This window comes from Tunturiibacter gelidiferens (assembly GCF_051013345.1).
Taxonomy (GTDB): Bacteria; Acidobacteriota; Terriglobia; order Terriglobales; family Acidobacteriaceae; genus Edaphobacter; species Edaphobacter gelidiferens_A.
The window spans coordinates 5,076,195-5,091,672 of the sequence record NZ_CP132939.1; the positions used below are offsets into that span (position 1 = coordinate 5,076,195).

Sequence of the window (15,478 nt, forward strand, 5' to 3'; positions counted from 1 at the left end):
GTCAGGAAGCGCAGGCACCCACACATGCGGCGCTTCCCTGCTCCTCCCTGATCTCCGGCTGATCTTCCTCATTCAATATTCCGCCCTGCGCCTTCCAGGGACTGACCGAAATAGTAGGTTGATCCTGCTCCGATGTGATCTTCCACTGCCCGTTGATGCGCTTAAGCGTGAGGTGGGTCGGTACATAGGACTCTAAAATCTCTGACTGTTCAGGTTCGTCGATGAAGTGTTTCATAAGGCGAACTTCAGCCTCCGAATCTGTCTGCCGTTCTATGACAACGTCCTCCATCTTCACGGTCCACAGGCCCTTTCGCATGCGGATTGTGGCCTCGCGGTCTCGCAAGACTGCACCTCGTCCAACGTTTCGCTGATCGAGATAGCGATCCAACTTATCTGCGTAGAAAGAAGCTTGAGCATTTGCATCTCTGGTTTGCATCGAAGCCGCCCATCCTTGCAGCCATCGCTTCACTTCCGCACTGCTGGCGGGAGGCTCGGCATTTGTCTCTGACTTAGTAGGCGTACTCCCTGGATTAGAAGGCGTACTCCCTGGAGATGATGTTTCGGGCGCTTTCGGCAGAACTGGTAAAGGTGCCGGAACGGCCGGCGAATCAATCGCTGGAGCCGGAACATACTTTGCTGCGGTTGAGACGGGAGTAACGGTGAACTTCCGTTGCAGCCAATACAAACGATACGTCCCTGCTGCTAACGCCAACAGCATGACCACCACGGTTGTTCCCAACGCAAATTGTTTCCAGCCAGGGGTCCGATCTGCTTCCACTTGAAGTCGGTAAGGTGGTATTCGAGTTTCCCACGACAGTTCTTCTTCGAGTCCTGATCCAACGTCGGGTCTTGGATTACTCGCCCGATTACGCGCAGCCCCTGACGGAGGAGTCTGCTTCGCTTCCGTCGGGCGCACTGACTCTGCGGTGTGTGCTACGGTCTGTGCCGAATTGATGGCTCTTTCTGGACCGCCTTTGATATCTGGCACATCTGCGAGCGGGTGCTCGACCGGCGGGGCGGCGACCGGCTCCGCGATACGCGCATGCCTAGAGTCGCCACTTCGTTCGGGCAGTACAATCTCCTCCGGCTCTCCAATAAGAGCAGCCGCACCCCATCCTGCATCCGGAGCAGCCGTCACGGCCTCAATTACTGTTTCCGGAGCCGCAGCCGGCGGGATCTTTTCCTCCGACGGCAACAATTCTTCTTCAGATGGATCCAACTCCCGCAGTTTGATCGCGCTCTGATCTTCGGGCCGGTCTAAAACGGTTGTTGACGATGAGGCCGATCTTCTTGCTGCTGTATAAGCAGCTACACGCATGGAATCGAGATGAATCTGTGCCTTCATCTGCTCAAACAGATCATCCATTTTGGATCGCACAACCTCCTGTTGCGACGTATCTCCCAGGAGCGCCGACGCCTGGAAGTTGACCTCTCCCTGGATCACGGTCTCGTTGTTCTGGGCGTTCACATGGAACACCGTAGTGTCGTGCTTGTTCTTCGATCGTGGCGACGGTCCCACACCTCGTAACGTCAGTCGGTCGCCAGACCGGACCACCTCGCTGGAGATCTCGCGTGAACACATCTCCAATGCGCGCAAAACCATCTCTGGATCCGGAGTCTGTACTGTTTCGTGAATCTCAAATTTCATAGCGCCTCTTCCCCACTTCTTAATGGATGGCAGAAACCCCGTCCGGGGAAGCCGACAGAAGGTGAGCATGAACAATAAAACGTTCCGGCGCTGCGCCCACATAGTCGAACGGAAAACAGGTGATGAGCGTCAATTCTGGCCTGTCGGCGATATTGAGCACTTCTACTTTGTCCGGACTCACAATTTCGGCCGAATCCACGACGTAGTGATAGGTGCCGCTCCTATCGATCAACCGCACCTCCATCTTGGCGGTGATCCTACGCAACGGCCGAAAGAACGAATCGCGGTGAGCTGCCAGCCCCACCGTACCAAGGCCACCCGGCACCGCTGTCCGGGAATATGTCCCACTCCCCGATGCAAACTATTCCCATCATAGTCCGCCGTGATCGGTGCTGACAACGCGAGCGCCGGAATCTCAATCCTGCCAATAACATCCTCAGTCGTGTGCGCGGCTGCAGGTGCAATCCTGGTTGGCAAAGGCTGGTCAATCCGATCCGCGAACCTCTGGGTCCCCTTTGCCTGAACACCCAGAATCAGGCAGTATCCAACGCAAAGGAGACCACACGTCCAAAGAAGACGTTCAGTGCATGCGAGCGATCGCATATTTACTTCCGCAGCAAAAGTTTCTGACTAAGACTAGAGACTCGACTCTGCGGCGCAATCAGCCTCAGCAGCGCTGCAGCGATCAAGGAGCAGAAGCCTAGCAGCCATACCAACGGGACCCTGCTGGCAGTATGAGGCAAAGCTTTGATCACCGGCTTCTGGACGCTGGCAACTTGCGTGTATCGCTCCGCCTTGATGCTTGATTTTGCAGTATCGCCCGTACCACTGGGCCCTACCTGCTCAAGCGAAAGAAGCCAAAGGGTCAGCAGTTGCATGTCGTCCTGAGACAGCGTGTTATCGGTAACCTTTCCCTCGGAAGCCGGATCAACCGCAGGCACCTTCGCTGGGTTTGAGGTTGCTATCGCAACGGCCTCAGCCTTTGGATAGACGAACTCTACGACTGAAGAGCTGCCCGCGAAATACCACCCCTTGAGGTACAGAGAGCCGTCAGCGGGGTTAGCCCACCTAACAGGGCCATTGGCGGCTGGCTTCTGAATCTCGCTGTTCGGAATACCAAGAAAGGTTGAATGCACGTCGCCCTTCGACGAATCAACCTTCAAGATCACGCGGTCCGACAAACGGTTCACAATATGGATCGTGTAGGAGCCGGGTTCCAGCGTAGCCCCGGGAATATGCGACGGGGTGGAGATCGTGAAGTCAGCGGCGGGAGTTGCCGGCCCGGCAGCCCATAACGCCGAGCTGAAAAGACACAGAGACGCACAGTAAATGAGATGTTTGAGTCGCACCGTTTCTCCTTGCAGGATCAACTTACGTCCCGTGATATGCAAGGTGTACGCGAAAAGTTAGCCGCTGGGTTGAGAGAAGATTCGAGTAACTCATCTTTTTTGGCACCGGTAATCCGAAATTCGAATTTTGATTGGATTGGTAATCGAATGGCCGATTACGATATCCATCGAAGATGAAAGACTTTTCACATGGACAATTTCCAGACTATAGCTTCCCATCAACCTCGTAGATTTCGCGGGCCGGTGAGCTTCGCGTCTCTGAGTCGCAACCATAGGTCGGTCTTTCGATGGAAGATCTTCGCATTAACTATTTAGAATCAGTCGCTTAAACCGAACACCTATCATACTGACCCCGTAGCTAAGATCTTGTGCCCAGAGAAAGGAGGTTCTCTCACTCTTCAGAGGGCGCCGAACCACCGCCGTTACTCATTTCCACGTCGAATCTCCGTAGACTGTCAAAATGGACAAGTTCGTAGTACGCGGCGGCAATCCCCTTCTCGGCACCATTAAAGTCTCCGGAGCAAAAACTCCGCTCTCCCCTGCATGGCCGCCGCCATCCTCACCGAGGACGAGGTTATCCTCGAAAATATCCCTCAGGTCCAGGACATAGAGACTGAGCGCAAACTTCTGACCAGCATGGGCGCCGAGGTCGAACTCGGTTACGGACGAGCCCAGCATCGTACCCACATCAAGTGCGCCATCCTGTCCGATCCTGTCGCAAAGTACGAGATCGTGAAGACGATGCGCGCTAGTTCCCTGGTCCTTGGACCTCTCATCGCACGTACCGGCATCGCACGCGTCGCAATGCCTGGAGGTTGCGCCATCGGCGGCCGCCCCATCGACCTTCACATCAACGGCCTCGAGGCCATGGGCGCCACCATCACCCAGGATCACGGATACCTCGAAGCCCGCGCCGACCGGCTAAAGGGCGCGCATATCGTCTTCGACAAGATCACGGTTACCGGCACCGAAGACCTTTTGATGGCGGCAACGCTGGCCGAGGGAGAGTCCATCTTCGAGAACTGCGCCCGCGAGCCAGAAGTCTCCGACCTCGCCGCTCTCCTTGTTGCGATGGGAGCGAAGATTGAAGGCGCCGGCACCGGCACCATCCGCATTCAGGGCGTCGCCAAACTCCACGGCGCACGACATCGCATCAACAGCGACCGCATCGAGGCCGGAACTTTCCTCATCGCGGGAGCCATCACCGGCGGCGACCTCAACGTCGACTGCTGCGAACCCAAACACCTCGGCGCCCTGATCTCCAAGCTCGAACAGTGCGGCGTCAAAATCGATGTTGGCGCCGACCACGTCCGGGTCCGCTCCGGCGGCGAACTCAAAGCCGCCGACATTACCACCGAGGAGTACCCCGGCTTCCCCACCGACATGCAGGCCCAGTACATGGCGCTGGCCACCCAGGCCGAAGGCACCAGCACCGTGATCGAAAACATCTTCGAAAACCGCTTCATGCACGTGCAGGAGCTTGTTCGCATGGGAGCGAACATCACGATCTCAGGCCGCACCGCAACCGTCCGCGGCAAGACGCCTCTGCAATCGGCTGCTGTCATGTGTTCAGACCTGCGCGCCTCCGCCTCCCTCGTACTTGCCGCTCTGGTTGCCGATGGCGAAACCATCCTGGACCGTGTCTATCACCTGGACCGCGGCTATGAGCACTTTGAAGAGAAGCTACGCGGCGTTGGCGCTCAGGTACGCCGCATGGGAGACGTCTTCGGCAAAAAGTAACCGATAGAGTCACAAAACTACAAGAGCCTTACGATACACAAAAGCGTCAAGTCCAGCTTTGCCATAGAACCTGCGCCTCAGGCCAACCCGCCCGTAGCCCGAACTCTCATAGAACCGGATTGCGCTGTCGTTGCCTGTGAAGACATGCAGCTCCATCCACAGCGCTCCAACGGCGCCTGCGCGCTCCTCCGCCTGGGACAAAAGCCTCCGAGCCACACCGCGCCGTCTGTACTCTTCTGCAACATCCAACGTCACGACGTAAGCGAGTTCTCCCTTGGCCATCGGTTGTACATGGACGATCACGAATCCGGCAAGATCTCCACCAGTCTTCACCGCGACACGAACGATAGAGTCCGGCTCCTCTGCAAAAACTCGCATCGACTCTCGATCGAATCGGAACTCCTCCGAAAAGCACTCCCGATCCAGCGAATACATCGCATCGAGATAACTTGGACGATACTCACGCAATTCGATCTCTTCGATCATCAGATGTCCAGCCTAACTGAAGCAGATCGTTCCATCCGGCAATACCCCTCATTGCTGCTCACTCGGTTTCAAGACACAAGCATAAAAACGCCTCGCTGAAGGGTATCAGCGAGGCGCGGTAGAAGCCTACGCAGCCTAGAAGACGAACTTGCCACTTAGCTGAAGTTGACGTGAAGATCCGCCGTCACTCGTCGCGAAGCGGGTAGAGGAAATCTGCCCAAAGGTCGATCCAGCGGTGTTTCCGGAGGGCTGACCAAAGTTTGGATGGTTGAGAATATCGAAAGTATCGATCCGCAGCTTGAGAGTCACACGTTCTGTGATCTTCGTATTCTTCTCAAGCGACATGTCAACATCCGCGAATCCAGGACCCGTAATTGCATTTCGAGCGATATCTCCTAACCCAGTTGATACGACCGCGGAAGTAGGGGTAGCCCGCGTCGCCGGATTCTGGAAACTGCATCCGGCAGGAACCGCAAGGGTCGGCCCGATCGGGCACACTTTGGACTGAATGAAGGTGACATTTGCGATTCCGGTCTGAATCTTCTTTGTCGCCACCTGACCCACGAGATTCGGCCGAATCACGTTAGCCACTCCAGTGAAGGTCGATGTGTTGTATGTCAGGTTGATAGGATTGCCAGTCTGATACTGAACGATCGTGGACAGACTGAAACCTTCGACAAAACGGTTTCCCTTGAATGGCAAGTTATAGATCGCATTTCCAGCGTAGTGGTTCCGAGTATCGAAGTCGGAGGGACCATAGTTGCCGGCGGGGTTATTACTGTCCTGGAACGTATAGCCCCCTGCGATCCTAGTGAATTGGTATCGAGCGACTTGGACCATGTGTAGTTCATATTGAACTGCAATCCGTGGCCGGCATTCTTGGTCGCGACCAGCCACAGCGCGTTGTAGCTTGACGAACCGACGTCATTGATCTCCGCGATGTTGGAGTTCGACGAGACTCCAGGCTTGATCGGGCTCGTACTGGAAAGAACTGGAAATGGCCGGACTCCTGCGGCATTCGGCTGGTTCTCGTTGGTCTGCGCGCGGAGATGTCTTCCGACAGATCCGTAGTAACCAATCGACGTCACGATGCCCCAGGGTGCCTCCTGCTGCAGATTCAGGTTGTAGGTCTGGGTGTAAGCATTCTTCAGATTCGGATTTGTAGAGCTGATCGCGATACCGGCCGCCGTAGCCGATTGAAAAAGCGACTCCACTGGAATCGGCGCCTTCGTATTGGCATAACTAACCTTGGTGCTGAACGGAGGATTAGACGCTAGACCACTTACGACGCCAGACACAGGCTGATCTGCCATGTAGGCGTAGCCACCACGAACAACCGTCTTACCGGTGCGGAAGACGTCCCATGCAAAGCCCAACCGCGGCTCGTAGTTATAGTTCTGCGGGTAGATCGCACCGACACCATTCGTTCCAGTTTGGATCAGCGATACGGTACTAGGATTGAAGATGACCAGGCGGTTCGCACCTTCTGTCGGAGTACCGTTCCACTCAAACCGAAAGCCATACTCCAGGGTCAGGCTTGGATTGAGTTTGAAGTTGTCTTGAACGAAAAGACCTGCGGCGTTCACATAGATACGGCTATCGATCGTTTGCGGAGTGATCGTGAAACCCGTAGCCAGATCCTGTTCAAAGTGCGCTGTTGTGTCGTAGGTAATGGTCCCCGTGTCGGAGGCAAAACTCGCCCCCAGAAAGCGACGGAACTCACCGCCAAATTTGATGCTATGTCTCCCCTTCAGAAAAGTCGCGGCATCGGAGAACACACCGAACGTATCGGACCTGCCCTGCGGGAAGGCGGAAGGACCACCGAAGTTCAGACCGGTGCCTACGTCCGTGACGGTAATCTGAGGAATCCCTATCGCAGAGGTGATGTCGTCGCCAATATGAAAGTCCTGAGGATTCAGTTGATTTGCGGGTGTAAAGCTAATGACGATCCGGTTGAATCCGAGACGCGCCTCATTCACGAAGTTCGGATTGAAGACATGTGTCTCATTTAGAGTCAAAATCTGTCGGCTTCCGGTCCGATGATCGCCGAAGCCGGGAATCGTATTGCCCTGGAGGTTAGGCTCCGTGCGAACGTCCTTCTGGTACGCATAGAATCCATGCAACTGATCATTCGAACTGATCTGATGAAGGATGTCGATGGTGCCCTGATCAATATTCACTGGTCCCGGCGTAAATGCGACGTATTGGTTCCCATTGTTCGGGGCAGGAACCAGAGCCAGAAGAGACTGTGCAGCCGGTGCCCCGCTCGTCGCAATCGTATTTCGCACCGCAGGCGAGAATACCGTGCCGTTCTGCAGAATCCCCTGACGCTGACGCAGACCCTCGTAGCTCGCAAAGAAGAAGGTGTGACCCTTCCAGATCGGGCCGCCAACGGCAGCTCCGAAGTTGTTTCGCTTCAAGGGCGCCTTATCACCACTCGACGTACCATTCGGCCGATTGAAGTAGTTTCGTGCGTCCAATGCTTCGTTGCGGAAGTAGTCAAATACCTCCCCATGCAGCTCATTGGTACCCGACCGCGTGCTGATATTCACGATTGAACCGGAACTTCTGCCATACTCCGCGCTAAAGGTCGAGTTATCGATTTTGAACTCGGAGGTCGTATTGATGGAGGGCTGGAAGGTGATCTGATTCTGACTCATATCATTGAGGTTCACGCCATTGATCTGGAAGTTCACTGAGTCTTCCCGATTTCCAGCGGTGATGAAAGAGTTGGCTCCCAAGCCTCGGCTTGCCCCTGTCAAACTTCCCGCAGTGGGGGCGACCACGCCCCCAGGGGTCAGCACCGTCAGATCGAGAAAGTGACGTCCATTCAACGGAATCTCTTGAACGGTGGTCTTGTCGATGACCTGTCCAACAGTCATCGTCTGCGTCTCGATCTGCACCGCGCCGCTATCCACCTGAACAACCGACCCCGTTGACGACAGAGAGAGTTGAGCGTTGACCGAAGCCTTTTGATCGACCTCCAGATTGACCCTTTGCAGAGTATAGAGACTGAACCCATCCGCGGAGACCTGCACGTCATACACCCCGGCTGGAGGGACGGAACCCCGTAGATTCCGGATCCATCTGTTACGACCACGCGATCAAGCCCCGTCGCAACCGAATGGACCTTTACGTGTGCTCCGGGCACTACGGCGCCACTTGGATCGGTTATGGTACCGGACAAAGTCGCTGTCGACTGCGCAGAGCACAAGCCAACACTTATCATCAGCAACGCGACCAGGATGAACAACCTGTTTGAGAACTTCCGTGAAGCATTCATTTCAAGCCTCCTGCGGATACACGTATTTCCTCCGGGGTCTTACTCTCGGAAGAATCACGGCTGATGAAATAGAGCTTCTGATCGTTGTAGTGTGCAGAGCACACCCGATGGCCCTAAGCGACGCCGGTGGCCCGGTCTTATTTGCCCTCTTGCTTATCTATCCAACTGGGGCTGCGACCGATTCCACGATGAAATCTATTGTGTGATATATAAAGTGTCATGCCCGCTGAAAGGTGTCAATATTTCAGCACCATTACGATCACATTTCTTTTTCTGTAAATCTCGCGTCAGGCGACGATTTTCTACGCGGTACGCCGCGCGAGGATGATTGTCCCCGCCTTTCGTCAGCCCCCGAAATGTCGCTCCGCCAAGAACGTCAGCCTATAAAACCAAGGCTAAAAACCGACGGGCAACGATTGCCGGCGGTGACCTCCGACGTCTTTTCTCCCGCGAAAAGCAGTAGACAGCGGTCGATATAAAGAAATTTATTAGGATACCGTTGCACCTTTGTCACCGCGAGATCCTTAGGTTGTCTTTTTTGTAATTGGGTTTGGTTCGTTACTTCTCTCTCACCCGGCCAAGTTCCTGTTCCCCGCCTTCAGACGAAAGGTGTACAACTGTTGCCGTACACAAAAGGAAGATTTGCCGGAACATGATGAAAGTGCAAAGTAAGGACAGCAAGCCGGACGCCGGCAAACCCGTAACGCTCAAGACTCTGGCAGAGTATCTCGACCTCTCCCCGGCAACGATCTCGATCGTTCTCAATAACTCCCCTGTCGCGAAGTCGATCTCACTTGCAACCAGGGAGCGCGTTCTGGACGCCGCCAAAAATTCGAGTACCGTCCCAACCTGCACGCACGCATGCTCCGCACTCGCCTTACCAATACCATAGGCGTGATCGTCCCAGAGCTCAGCGAAGGCTACTTCACCGGCGTTATGCTCGGCGTCGAGCAATATCTCCTTCAGGAAGGCTTTCTCTACTTCACTGTCAGCCACCTTGGCCGCGCCGATCTACGGGAGGAGTATCAGGAGCTTCTCATGAGCCGCCGCGTCGACGGCTTCCTCCTGGTCAACACAGAACTCTCAGTAAACGTTTCACTCCCAGTCGTCGGAGTCTCCTCCCACAGCAAGGAGCCGGGCGTCTCCAACATCATGCTCGATCATGACTTTGCGGCTAAAAAGCTCTCCGCCACCTCTACGACCTCGGTCATCGCAAGATTGCTTTCATGAAGGGCCAGCGCTACTCTCTGGACTCCGAAGCCCGCTGGCAGTCCATCGTCAGCACAGCGAACGAACTTGGGATTACCATACGCCCCGAGCTTTGCATCTATCTGGAGAAAAACCTCTGGTCGCCCGAGCTTGGCTACCCGCCCATGCGAGAGCTGCTCGCTCGCACGCATGACTTCACGGGCCTGTTTTGCTTCAACGATACCGCCGCCATCGGGGCCATTCGTGCTATTCAGGACGCCGGCCTCTCATGTCCACGCGACATCTCGGTCATTGGCTTCGACGATATTATCGTTGCTGAATATTTCAACCCACGCCTCACCACCGTTCGTCAGCCTCTCCATAAAATGGGTTGGGCGGCCGCACGACTGCTCATCAAACGGATTCAATATCCCGACGAACCGTATCCGAATGAAGTATGGTTTGAACCAGAGCTGGTCGTGAGAGAATCGACCGCAGCCATTCCAAACACATCCCGGTCACGGCGAGGCGATGGTCGATAGGAGCGCTTTGCAACAAGTCCGGTCGAAAGCCTCCCAACTGAGCCCCAACCGCGCGATAATCGTTCGCACACTAGCGCCGGCGTACTTCTATTTTCTCGTCGCAGGCACGGTCACGGTCATGTTGGGCCCTCTACTGCCGCAGCTCATTCAGCATTGGCAGATCCAGGACGCTCAGGCAGGCACCCTTTTCACTGCTGACTTTATCGGCCAACTCTGCGGTGCATGGGTCGCGTCTCGCAGTCTTCGCGCAAGCCTGATCTACGGATCGATCCTCTCCGCAATCGGATGTATAGCCCTTACCTGGCTCGGCTTCGGCGCAGCACACGTCGCCCTCTTCTGTATTGGGGTCGGCCTTGGGACCGGCCTTACCGCGGGGAACATCATCGCTGGAACCACGCTTCCGGCCGTTCGTGCGCGGTTACTGGCCATCCTCAATGTTGCGTGGGGAGTCGGTGCGATCGCATGCCCTCTGCTCATAAAGCTGACTGCCGCCGGCGGTATGCGGCGTTTCTTATTTGTAATCGCAGCGCTTCTTGTCGCAGCTTCGTTATTCTCCATTGCACTACCGCGCGCAGACCTCTCCGGGGAGCCTTCCGAAGCATCGGCGATGTCTGAACCAAAGAGTGCAAACGCAGAGCGGCGGTTCCCGCTGCCTCCGCTTCCGCTTATCTCCTTCGCTGCTGCAATGTTTCTTTATGTCGGGGTTGAAAACTCGCTGGGCGGCTGGCTACCCAGTTACGCCATTCGTTCCAGCTCATCTCTCCAAGCCTCTTCCATCGCTACTTACTTCTGGATCGCAGAGCTGATTGGCCGCCTGCTCGTGACAGCCCTTATGGCCGTCCTTAGCGAGGCGACGCTCTACCGGCTCTGTCTGACGATGCTTCTTGTTACCGAAGGTCTGCTCTGTTCCATCTCGCATCCCTCGGCATACGGCATCATCGCGCTTACGATTCTCGGCGGGTTCACCCTAGCCCCGGTCTTTCCGCTCCTGGTCTCGTTCATGCTCACCCGAACTGGAAATCACAAGCGGCTTGGCATTCTCTTTGCCAGCGCCTCCGTGGGAGGAGCGGTGCTGCCCTGGGTGACCGGCTTATGTTCCACTTACTTCCATGGCCTTCGCGCCGGATTGGTCGTCCCAGCCGCGGGAGCTGCTCTTCTTCTCCTTCTCTCCGGCATCGTCACGGCCAAAGTAATCGCACCTTTCAAAGTAAATTCATAAAGCGTGCCACTCTCGCTGTTCGCATACAGAACCCGCATCCTTAGGAACGCGCCGCTCCACACGAGACCGAGGAAAAGAGGTCAGGCTGAGCTGACCTCTGTAGGGATTAGACCTGCAACCATTATTTGGTGGCGGCTACAAAATGATCGCGAAGTTGAATGACTCCGATGACGACGACTGCTGCCATGGCTGGCGAGAACAAAAGATACATAATGCCTCCTTCCCCAGAGAGTGATATGTAACGAAAACAGATCTTTTTACGACGGACGGTTGAACAATTGCTTTCCAGCAGCGAAGCTGACGACTGTGTAAGAGCAACTGGGAGACCAAAACCGCGGGTAAAACTTATGCGCCAACTAATCTACGGCGAATGACTCCTGCAATTCCGACCAATCCCGATCCGAATAACATCAAGCTCGACGGCTCTGGAGTGGTAGCTGTTCCGATAAATTCCTGCGGACCCGAAGACGTATCGTCCGCGGGAATATACAGGGTGAATTGATTGAAGTAACCGGAGCTAATCAACTGCTGGTTGTTTGCCGCATTCAACGCATTGCTGGCGAGGACTTGCGCCGTCGAATCAAAGAGGGAATTTCCTATCAGGTCAGATGAATCGAAGATGCTCCATTCGGCGTATTGAACTTCGCTCGCACTCACTCCCGTTTGAGGGTGGAGAATCTCGGAGTACAGAATCGCATCGGCGCGGTAGTCCTGATCCATCGCGGTGTTTCCCGTGGGGATGCTCTCCTCGGTGACGCTCCAACTCTCACCAGAAGAGATTTCGCGGTTGTAGTTGAGACACATCATGTTCACCGTCAATGTGCCGGAGGGGTGCCAAGCTGGAACGAATAGGGATAGATCTCCGCGTCGCCGCCGGAAGGATTCACCGTCCCATTGTTGAGTGTGAGTGTGTCCGCTTTCACGGTCATCGAAGAAACACCAAGACAGACGATCGGAACAAGTAATGCAAGCTTCATCGAAAAAACTCCCAGGGGAAACTGTTGTCAGAGCCTTACTGCACCCTGTTTCCACGAATCCCCGCCCATGTCAGGGCATGTGAACTCGCAGAAATATCGATTAGTTGAGACAGCATCCATTCCCGTTTCGGTCCGTGCCTGCTGGCCATTCATTGCGAAATACTTACCTCGCCCTATGTCATTGCAAGTCGCGAACCATTCCCAAAGGATTGATAATTTCCGCGATTTCTGGACTTTTCTGCTGATGGGAAAGGACAAGTGTGCAAAGATTCGACCGAGGAGCGCTAAAAGATTGCCCAAAATGAAAATGTTTTCCACTTTGGGTCCGCAATCTTTCGCATGGTCCTCATCCTCTACTCAGAAACTAGGTCCATCGATCAGCGACAGCTTGGTCCGACATGCACAACAAGGAGTGAAGGACGAGCCACTTCCGACTTTTGATAGGTATCCCGAGCTACCCAACCAAATTAAGTCAAGCGCAGTCCGGCTCATGGATGCAGTAGGTGAAACAGATTCGCATTCAAGGCTGAATCCGATAAGTCCTAAAATCGTATTCCAAAAGGAAAGCCTCTTCCCGCAGGAAGAAGCTGGAGCTCCTTTAAATCGAATCTGCGACGAGCTGCAGCTTATGCCCTAAACCGCAACCGTAAAACTGTCTTCGCTGCGAGTCACGGCTCGGTACATGGTGTCGCGCTCGAACGGTTCGCGCCCGGCCTCAGTGATAAGCCGAACCAGATCGGCGCGCCGCATCCCTTGCGGAGTCGTCGCACCAGCGTCGTGGTAGATCTTCTCCTCGATCACCGTGCCATCGATATCGTCCGCACCGAATCGCAGTGAGATCTGCGCCATCTTCGGTGAAACCATCTGCCAATAGCTCTTGATATGAGGAAAGTTGTCCAGCATCAACCGGCCGACGGCGATCTGACGAAGATCAAGCATCCCAGTCGTCCTGGGGATATGCGCCAGCGCCGTATTGTCCGGGTGGAATGACAGCGGAATGAAGGTCTGAAAGCCACCAGTCTCATCCTGCACCGCGCGCAGTTTCAGCAGATGGTCCACGCGGTCTTCTTCGTTCTCCACGTGCCCGTACAGCATCGTCGCGTTCGATCGCAGTCCGATCTTATGGGCTATCCGAGCCGTGTCCAGCCACTCGCTGCCGTCGATCTTGTGATCACAGATAATATGCCGTACACGATCGGCAAAGATCTCGGCGCCACCACCCGGCATCGAGTCCACGCCTGCAGCCTTCATCCGCTCCAGCGTCTCGGGAATTGTCATCTTTCCGCGCTTGGCCAGAAACGCCACCTCGACCATGGTGAACGCCTTGATATGCACCTTCGGAAACCGAATCTTCAACCCCCGCACCAGATCCATGAAGTATTCAAACGGAAGATCGGGATGCAGTCCCCCACGATGTGAAACTCGGTCACCGCCTCCGAATACCCCGAGGCCGCCGTCTCCCAGGCCTCCTCCAGCGCCATCGTGTAGGTGCCTGCCTCGCCCTTCTTCCGCCCAAACGCACACAGTCGGCAGGAAGCCATACAGACGTTGGTTGGGTTGATGTGGCGGTTCACATTGAAATAGGCAATATCCCCGTGCATCCGTTCTCGCACGAGGTTTGCCAGCCAACCCACGGCCAGAATGTCCCCACTTCGATACAACGCGACTCCATCTTCAAAGCTGAGACGCTCCCCCTGCTGCACCTTTGTCGCGATCGGCAAAAGTGCAGCATCATCTGTTTGAAAGGAGTGTCGCGCGGGCAAAGTGGACGGTTGGAAACTCATACTGTGATTCTAGTCCTCATCTGTCGCTGAGGCACATCTCAGTGGCGAGCCATCTCCTTGGAATCAACCATGCGCGGCTGGATCACCACACCATCAAACCAGGTCGTTCCGACGAGATGATCACCCATTGGACGCACCAGCCTGAGATTCCATCCGGTATTCCAATACTGAATCTTCCGATCTGGTAGATGGACCGCGAATGCGATTGTGTTTTTGCTACCCGCGGCGATCAGGACACGTTGCGACACATCGTCATAAAAGATGCTATTCACATCGCGGAGAAACAGGTCCTTGACCGTATGCCAAGAGCCTCCCTTGTCGTCGGATACGAAGATGCCCTGCCGCCCTCCGACCCAAAGTCCACCCGCATCATCGACAGCCATCGCAGACAGTTGATCCAGTGTCTCCGGAAGCTTGATGGAGGTCCATTGCTGACCTCCGTCCAAAGAAAGCACCGCGGAGTTCAAATTCGCTGCCAGAACAATGGACTTCCGGGCAGCAACAAAGTTCCAGCTCCTTGGCTCGAAGCCCGGGACCTCCTTCCAGCTTTGACCCGACGTAGCACTCTCGAAAAGGCCTGACGAGGTTGCCGTATAAAGCGTGTCTCCTCCCCGGGCAAACGCATTGATCGCCGGTTCGAAAGAATGAACCGATTGCGAGGCAGTGCTCTTACGTGCCACGGCTTCGGGCGATTTATGCGCAGCTGTAGATGCACCAGCATGTGCCGTCTTCTTTCCCGTCTTAGCGGGTGGCGCAGGCGGAGGGTTGAGCGTCACATTGTCCACACGACTCCAGGTAGCCCCCTGCAGCCGATAGATTCCATGTCGTGTCCCCGCCAGCAACGCGCCATCAGGGCCCTGGGCAAGGCTGAACACATCGTGCCCGTTCAGTCCGGAACTTGTTTGCGACCAGTTCAACCCGCCATTCGTGCTGGCAAACACCCCGCCCAGTGCTTTGTCGTTCACCACCCCTACATAGAGGGAGCTAGGATTGGAAGCATCCGCGAGATAAGAGGTAATCTGTCGCGCCGAAAACCCATTATTCGACTGTACAAAGGAGTTTCCTCCATCGTTGCTGGCCAGCACCCCACCCCGGTCCGTCGCAAGCATTACCCGGTTGGAGTTCGTCGGGTCGACGAACACATCATTGATAATCACTTCGGGACCCGTAGTTCGCTGCCATGTAGCGCCCGAGTCCACGGTCCGCCACAGGCCCTCCGTGGTTCCCGCAAAAACGATATTCCGATTCGTCGGATCCTGCAT

General features: G+C 55.4%; 12 protein-coding genes and 4 pseudogenes. 5 read left to right on the forward strand and 11 right to left on the reverse strand.

Annotated features, from left to right (window positions below; genetic code table 11):
- Position 1: 1 nt before the first annotated feature.
- From RBB80_RS25495 to RBB80_RS25505, 3 genes and pseudogenes are all read right to left on the reverse strand, one after another.
- Positions 2-1,648, reverse strand: coding sequence for a hypothetical protein (locus tag RBB80_RS25495; protein WP_433965091.1), 1,647 nt, complete (start codon positions 1,646-1,648; stop codon positions 2-4).
- A gap of 19 nt (positions 1,649-1,667) precedes the next feature.
- Positions 1,668-1,991 (reverse strand): annotated as a pseudogene (locus RBB80_RS25500) (class D sortase); the annotation flags it as partial.
- Positions 1,992-2,253: 262 nt separating this feature from the next.
- Complete coding sequence (locus tag RBB80_RS25505; protein WP_433965092.1) at positions 2,254-2,997, reverse strand: hypothetical protein; 744 nt, start codon at positions 2,995-2,997, stop codon at positions 2,254-2,256.
- A gap of 460 nt (positions 2,998-3,457) precedes the next feature.
- Between RBB80_RS25505 and murA the strand changes: the two are divergent.
- Positions 3,458-4,737: pseudogene (gene murA, locus RBB80_RS25510) on the forward strand (UDP-N-acetylglucosamine 1-carboxyvinyltransferase).
- A 9-nt stretch (positions 4,738-4,746) separates the two neighbouring features.
- On the opposite strand, the gene RBB80_RS25515 reads toward murA, so the two are convergent.
- The 4 genes and pseudogenes from RBB80_RS25515 to RBB80_RS25530 form a co-directional block, all read right to left on the reverse strand.
- Positions 4,747-5,223 (reverse strand): GNAT family N-acetyltransferase, encoded by a 477-nt coding sequence (locus tag RBB80_RS25515; RefSeq protein WP_433965093.1) that lies wholly within the window; start codon positions 5,221-5,223, stop codon positions 4,747-4,749.
- Positions 5,224-5,358: 135 nt separating this feature from the next.
- On the reverse strand, positions 5,359-5,805 hold the full coding sequence (locus RBB80_RS25520) for a hypothetical protein (protein WP_433965094.1): 447 nt from the start codon (positions 5,803-5,805) through the stop codon (positions 5,359-5,361).
- Between the two features lie 35 nt (positions 5,806-5,840).
- Entirely contained in the window at positions 5,841-8,261 is a 2,421-nt protein-coding gene (locus tag RBB80_RS25525; protein WP_433970097.1) for a TonB-dependent receptor, read from the reverse strand.
- 59 nt (positions 8,262-8,320) lie between these two features.
- Positions 8,321-8,506 (reverse strand): annotated as a pseudogene (locus RBB80_RS25530) (carboxypeptidase-like regulatory domain-containing protein); the annotation flags it as partial.
- Between the two features lie 652 nt (positions 8,507-9,158).
- On the opposite strand from RBB80_RS25530, the gene RBB80_RS25535 reads away from it, so the two are divergent.
- From RBB80_RS25535 to RBB80_RS25550, 4 genes are read left to right on the forward strand one after another with little or no spacing between them, the layout of a single operon-like run.
- Entirely contained in the window at positions 9,159-9,398 is a 240-nt protein-coding gene (locus RBB80_RS25535; protein WP_433965095.1) for a hypothetical protein, read from the forward strand.
- Entirely contained in the window at positions 9,368-9,736 is a 369-nt protein-coding gene (locus RBB80_RS25540) for a hypothetical protein (protein ID WP_433965096.1), read from the forward strand. The genes RBB80_RS25535 and RBB80_RS25540 overlap by 31 nt, the downstream gene beginning before the upstream one ends.
- Positions 9,733-10,236, forward strand: coding sequence for a LacI family DNA-binding transcriptional regulator (locus RBB80_RS25545; protein ID WP_433965097.1), 504 nt, complete (start codon positions 9,733-9,735; stop codon positions 10,234-10,236). The genes RBB80_RS25540 and RBB80_RS25545 overlap by 4 nt, the downstream gene beginning before the upstream one ends.
- Positions 10,237-10,243: 7 nt before the next feature.
- On the forward strand, positions 10,244-11,455 hold the full coding sequence (locus RBB80_RS25550) for an MFS transporter (protein WP_433965098.1): 1,212 nt from the start codon (positions 10,244-10,246) through the stop codon (positions 11,453-11,455).
- A gap of 345 nt (positions 11,456-11,800) precedes the next feature.
- Here RBB80_RS25550 and RBB80_RS25555 read toward each other — a convergent pair whose 3' ends face one another.
- The 4 genes and pseudogenes from RBB80_RS25555 to RBB80_RS25570 form a co-directional block, all read right to left on the reverse strand.
- Positions 11,801-12,262 (reverse strand): PEP-CTERM sorting domain-containing protein, encoded by a 462-nt coding sequence (locus tag RBB80_RS25555; RefSeq protein ID WP_433965099.1) that lies wholly within the window; start codon positions 12,260-12,262, stop codon positions 11,801-11,803.
- Positions 12,263-12,270: 8 nt separating this feature from the next.
- Complete coding sequence (locus tag RBB80_RS25560) at positions 12,271-12,432, reverse strand: hypothetical protein (protein WP_433965100.1); 162 nt, start codon at positions 12,430-12,432, stop codon at positions 12,271-12,273.
- Positions 12,433-13,065: 633 nt separating this feature from the next.
- Positions 13,066-14,216: pseudogene (gene mqnE / locus RBB80_RS25565) on the reverse strand (aminofutalosine synthase MqnE).
- Between the two features lie 38 nt (positions 14,217-14,254).
- Positions 14,255-15,478, reverse strand: coding sequence for a WD40/YVTN/BNR-like repeat-containing protein (locus tag RBB80_RS25570; protein WP_433965101.1), 1,224 nt, complete (start codon positions 15,476-15,478; stop codon positions 14,255-14,257).